The organism is Streptomyces sp. BR123, from assembly GCF_013401435.1.
Classification (GTDB): Bacteria; Actinomycetota; Actinomycetes; order Streptomycetales; family Streptomycetaceae; genus Streptomyces.
On record NZ_JACBGN010000427.1, the window covers coordinates 1 to 4606 of the forward strand.

The following is a 4606-nucleotide window of genomic DNA, read 5'->3' on the forward strand; positions in this document are numbered from 1 at the left end:
CTTCCCGGCCCTGCGCCACCTCGGCCCCAACTGGTACGCGTCGGTCATGGGCACGGCCATCGTCGCCAATGCCGGCGCCACGCTTCCGTACCAGGTGCCCGGCCAGCGCACGGCCTGCCAGATCGTCTGGGTGCTGTCCGCCGCCGCCCTCGCCGTCGTCCTGACCGCCCGCGCCGGCCACTGGCTGTACCACCGGGACCAGGCCCGCGCCCACCTCCTCGACCCCGCCGTCGCCCCCTTCTACGGCTGCCTCTCCATGGCCCTGCTCTCCGTCGGCGCCGGCACCCTCGTCGTCGGCAAGGACCTGATCGGGGAGCCGGCAGCGGTCGCCGCGGACGCCGCGCTGTTCACCGCCGGTACCGCGGTCGGCCTGGTCATGGCCGTGGCGGTGCCCTACCTGATGGTGGTCCGGCACGACCTCGACGCCGCCCAGGCCGGCCCCGTCTGGCTGCTGCCGCTGGTCGCCCCCATGGTCTCCGCGGCCACCGGCCCCCTGCTGGTGCCCCACCTGCCGGCCGGCCAGGCCCGCGAGGCGCTGCTGCTGGCCTGCTACGCGATGTTCGGGCTGAGCCTGCTGGCGACCCTGCTGCTGCTCCCGATGGTCTTCGGCCGGCTGCTCACCGGCGGCGCCCTGCCGCTCCTGATGACCCCGACCCTGTTCCTCGTCCTGGGCCCGCTCGGCCAGTCCACCACCGCCGTCAACCAGCTCGCCGACGTGGCCCCGCTCGTCGGCGGAGCCCCGTACGCCGGCGCGCTCGGCGCGTTCGCGGTCGTCTACGGGGTCCCGGTGACGGGCTTCGCACTGCTGTGGCTGGCACTGGCCGCCGCCCTGCTGGTCCGGGCGGCCCGCGCCGGGATGGGCTTCGCGATGACCTGGTGGGCACTGACCTTCCCCGTCGGCACCTGCGTCACCGGCGCCGCCGGCCTGGCCCGGCACACCGGTCTGACCGCCTTCGCCTGTCTGGCCGCCGCCCTGTACGCGGCCCTGCTCGCCGCCTGGCTGCTCGCCGCCGGGCACACCCTGCGCGGCCTGGCCACCGGCAGGCTACTGCCCCGCCGGCCGGCCGCCGGCTGAGCGGCCGTGCCGGGTCGGCGGCGCTTCGGCAGGGCCCCGACGGGGCACGGGGAACGGCGCGACCGGCCACAGCGTGCCCGCAGACGGCGGCCGGCCCGTCGCGACCCTTCCGGCAGGACGCTCAGCGGGCCGCGGCCAGCGCCGCCGCCAGCACCTGCGGGGCCTCGGCGAGCGAGGGCCCGTACCAGGTCAGGTGACGGCCGCTGACGAGGGCGGCCGGACGGCCCGGGAACGCCTCCGGGCCGTCCTCGCGCGTGAAGGCGTACGGCTCGTCCGGCAGCACCACCAGGTCGCAGTCGGCCGCGGCCAGCTCGGCCAGGGGCACCTTCGGGTAGCGCTCGGGATGCCCGGCGTACATGTGGTGCACGCCGAGCCGCGCCAGCAGGTCACCCGCGAAGGTGTCCCGGCCCAGCACCATCCAGGGCCGCCGCCACACCGGGACGACGGCCCGCAGCTCCCGCCCCGGTTCCACCCGGGCCCACGCGGCCTCGGCCTCGTCCAGCCAGCGCGGCCGGGCCAGTCCCAGGGCGCGCACGAGCAGCCGGTCCAGCTCGGCGAAGGCCTGCGGCAGCCCGCGGACCTCGGTGACCAGCACCTCCAGCCCGGCCGCGCGCAGCGCCGCCAGGTCGGGGGCCCGGTTCTCCTCCTCGTTGGCGACGACCAGGTCGGGGCGCAGCGCGGCGATGGCGGCGACGTCGGGGTTCTTGGTGCCCCCGACGCGCGCGGCGCCCTGCCGGCCGAGGTCCGCCGGGTGGGTGCACCAGTCGGTGACGCCGACGAGCAGGCCGGGGGCGGTGACGGCCACCGCCTCGGTCAGCGAGGGCACCAGGGAGACGACCCGCACGGCCGGTCAGCGCCCCGGCTCGGGCGGCTCGAACGTCGCATGGATGTGGTCGCCGACCGCGACGACCAGGATCCGGGTGTCCTCGGTGACGGCCCGCCAGCGGTGGCGCACACCGCCGGAGAGGAACAGGGCGTCGCCGCTCTCCAGCCGGTACGCCCGCCCCTCGGCCTCCACCTGGCAGGCACCCGAGACGACGTACATCAGCTCGTCGTTGCGGTGCTGGTACTCGCGGCCGGCGTCCTGGTCGCCCGTGAACTCCAGCGCGTGCAGCTGGTGGTGCCCGCGGACGAGGGGGCGCACCCCCGGGACCGGGGTGAGCCCGGAGTCGTCCCCGGCCCGTACGAGGTCGACGGTGCGCGCGGTGTCGGACGCGGCCAGCAGCTCGACGGCTGTGGTCTCCAGCGCGTCGGCGACCCGCTCCAGCGAGCGCATGCTGGGCCGGGCCCGCTCGTTCTCTATCTGGCTGAGGAAGGGCACCGAGAGACCGCTGCGCGCCGACACGGCGGCGAGGGTCAGGTGGAGCGCCCGGCGCCGCTTGCGCACGGCCACGCCCACCCGGAGCGGTTCCTTGGCGTCCTTGTCCCGTTCCTTGTCGTCCGAGCCGTCCCTGTCGTCCATGGCGGGGCTGCCCTCCCCTTGTCAGGTCTGTCGGCGTACATCGGCGTCCGTCGCACGGGGGTGTGCTGTAAGCACCTTACGCAGCAACCGCCCCCGGTTTCGCGCCCGCGGGCGGACCGGGCTACGCCCCGGGTGAACTCCTGCGCCATGTCCGATCACTTCTGCGGCCACTTTGCGTCCCCCTGGCCGTAACCCTTCGGGTTCGGCCGGGTGCGGCATCATCGTCGTCGTGACGACGACTCGACGGCTGATGCTGCTGGACACCGCCTCCCTCTACTTCCGCGCCTACTTCGGCGTACCGGACTCCGTGAAGGCCCCGGACGGCACCCCGGTCAACGCGGTGCGCGGGCTGCTCGACTTCATCGCCCGCCTGGTGCAGGACCACCGCCCCGACGACCTGGTGGCGTGCATGGACGCCGACTGGCGGCCGCACTGGCGGGTGGAGCTGATCCCCTCCTACAAGGCGCACCGGGTCGCGCAGGAGACGGCGGCCGGGCTGCCGGACGTGGAGGAGACCCCGGACACCCTCACCCCGCAGGTGCCGATCATCGAGGCGGCGCTGGACGCGTTCGGCATCGCCCGGGTGGGCGTGGCCGGATACGAGGCGGACGACGTGATCGGCACGCTGACGGCGCGGGCCGCCGGCCCGGTGGACATCGTCACCGGCGACCGGGACCTGTACCAGCTGGTCGACGACGCCCGGCAGCGGCGCGTGCTGTACCCGCTGAAGGGCGTCGGGACGCTCCAGGTCACCGACGAGGCCTGGCTGCACGCGAAGTACGGCGTCGACGGCCCCGGCTACGCGGACCTCGCCCTGCTGCGCGGCGACCCGAGCGACGGCCTCCCCGGGGTCCCCGGGATCGGCGAGAAGACGGCGGCGAAGCTGCTGGGGACGTACGGAGACCTGGCCGGAATCATCGCCGCGGTCGGCGACCCCGCGTCGAAGCTGACACCCGTTCAGCGCAAGCGGCTGGACGAGGCCCGGCCGTACCTGGCCGTGGCTCCCAAGGTGGTCCGGGTGGCCGCCGACGTGCCGCTGCCCGCGTTCGACCCGGCGCTGCCGACGGCTCCGGCACAGCCGGAACTCGTCGATGCACTTGCCCACCGGTGGGGTCTGGGCGGCGCGGTGGCGCGCCTGCGGAGCGCGCTGCTTCCCTGAGGTGCTAACTTAGGTAATCCTAAGTTTCAGGGGAGTCAGGGGAGACGCCGTGGCAGAAGGACGCGCCCGCAAGGTCGGCACCGCAGTCGTCGTGCGGACCGAGCGGCTGACGCCGCACATGGTGCGGGTGGTTCTCGGTGGCGCCGGACTGGCCCGGTTCAGTGCGGGCGAGTTCACGGACCACTACATCAAGCTGCTGTTCGCGCCGGAGGGCGTCGACTACCCCTCCCCGTGGGACCTGGACCGCATCCGCGCCCAGTACCCGCCCGCCGCGTGGCCGCGCCAGCGCGCGTACACGGTCCGCAGCTGGGACCCGGCCCACCTGGAGCTGACCCTCGACTTCGTCGTCCACGGCGACGAGGGGCTGGCCGGCCCGTGGGCCCTGCGCGCCCAGCCGGGCGAGCTCGTCCGCTTCCTCGGCCCGGGCGGCGCGTACGCCCCGGCCGCGGAGGCCGACTGGCACCTCCTCGCGGGCGACGAGAGCGCGCTGCCGGCGATCGCCGCGGCCATGGAACGGATGCCGGCCGGCGCCCGGGTCCACGCCCTGGTGGAGATCGACGGCCCCGCGGACGAGCAGAAGGTCGCGACGCCGGACGGCACCGTCCCCGTGTGGCTGCACCGCGGGAGCCGCCCGGTGGGCGAGGCCCTGGTGGAGGCGGTCAGGTCCCTCGACTTCCCCTCCCGCGACGTGCACGCGTTCGTCCACGGCGAGGCCGGCTTCGTCAAGGAGCTCCGCCGCCACCTGCGCCTGGAGCGGGGCATCCCGAAGGAGCGCCTGTCGATCTCGGGCTACTGGCGCCTCGGCGAGACGGACGAGGGCTGGCGGGCGATCAAGGGCGAATGGAACGCGCGAGTCCTCGCAGAACAGGAAGCCGCCGCCTGACACGGCCCCGAGCCACCCACCCGAGCC

5 protein-coding genes are annotated in these 4606 nt (G+C 75.1%); 3 read left to right on the forward strand and 2 right to left on the reverse strand.

Annotated features, from left to right (window positions below; translation table 11 throughout):
- Window positions 1-1075: TDT family transporter (locus HYE82_RS34250; protein WP_256988086.1), on the forward strand; the 1075-nt coding region annotated here is incomplete at its 5' end.
- Between the two features lie 121 nt (window positions 1076-1196).
- On the opposite strand, the gene HYE82_RS34255 is transcribed toward HYE82_RS34250, so the two are convergent.
- Complete coding sequence (locus tag HYE82_RS34255) at window positions 1197-1919, reverse strand: helical backbone metal receptor (protein ID WP_179178124.1); 723 nt, start codon at window positions 1917-1919, stop codon at window positions 1197-1199.
- Between the two features lie 6 nt (window positions 1920-1925).
- Window positions 1926-2537: a helix-turn-helix domain-containing protein gene (locus HYE82_RS34260; protein WP_179178125.1), complete on the reverse strand. Its 612-nt coding sequence runs from the start codon at window positions 2535-2537 to the stop codon at window positions 1926-1928.
- A gap of 250 nt (window positions 2538-2787) precedes the next feature.
- Here HYE82_RS34260 and HYE82_RS34265 point away from each other — a divergent pair, with 250 nt between their 5' ends.
- Together HYE82_RS34265 and HYE82_RS34270 are read left to right on the forward strand one after the other, a co-directional pair.
- Window positions 2788-3696 carry a 5'-3' exonuclease gene (locus HYE82_RS34265; protein ID WP_179178128.1) on the forward strand — a complete coding sequence of 303 codons (909 nt, stop codon included), beginning with the start codon at window positions 2788-2790 and terminating at the stop codon, window positions 3694-3696.
- Between the two features lie 49 nt (window positions 3697-3745).
- Window positions 3746-4579, forward strand: a complete 834-nt coding sequence (locus tag HYE82_RS34270) for a siderophore-interacting protein (RefSeq protein WP_179178126.1) — start codon at window positions 3746-3748, stop codon at window positions 4577-4579.
- Window positions 4580-4606: the final 27 nt, after the last annotated feature.

Coding starts and splice junctions, on each gene's coding strand:
- HYE82_RS34260 (WP_179178125.1), bottom strand. CDS start 2,537: ATGGACGACAGGGACGGCTCGGACGACAAGGAACGGGACAAGGACGCC.
- HYE82_RS34265 (WP_179178128.1), top strand. CDS start 2,788: ATGCTGCTGGACACCGCCTCCCTCTACTTCCGCGCCTACTTCGGCGTA.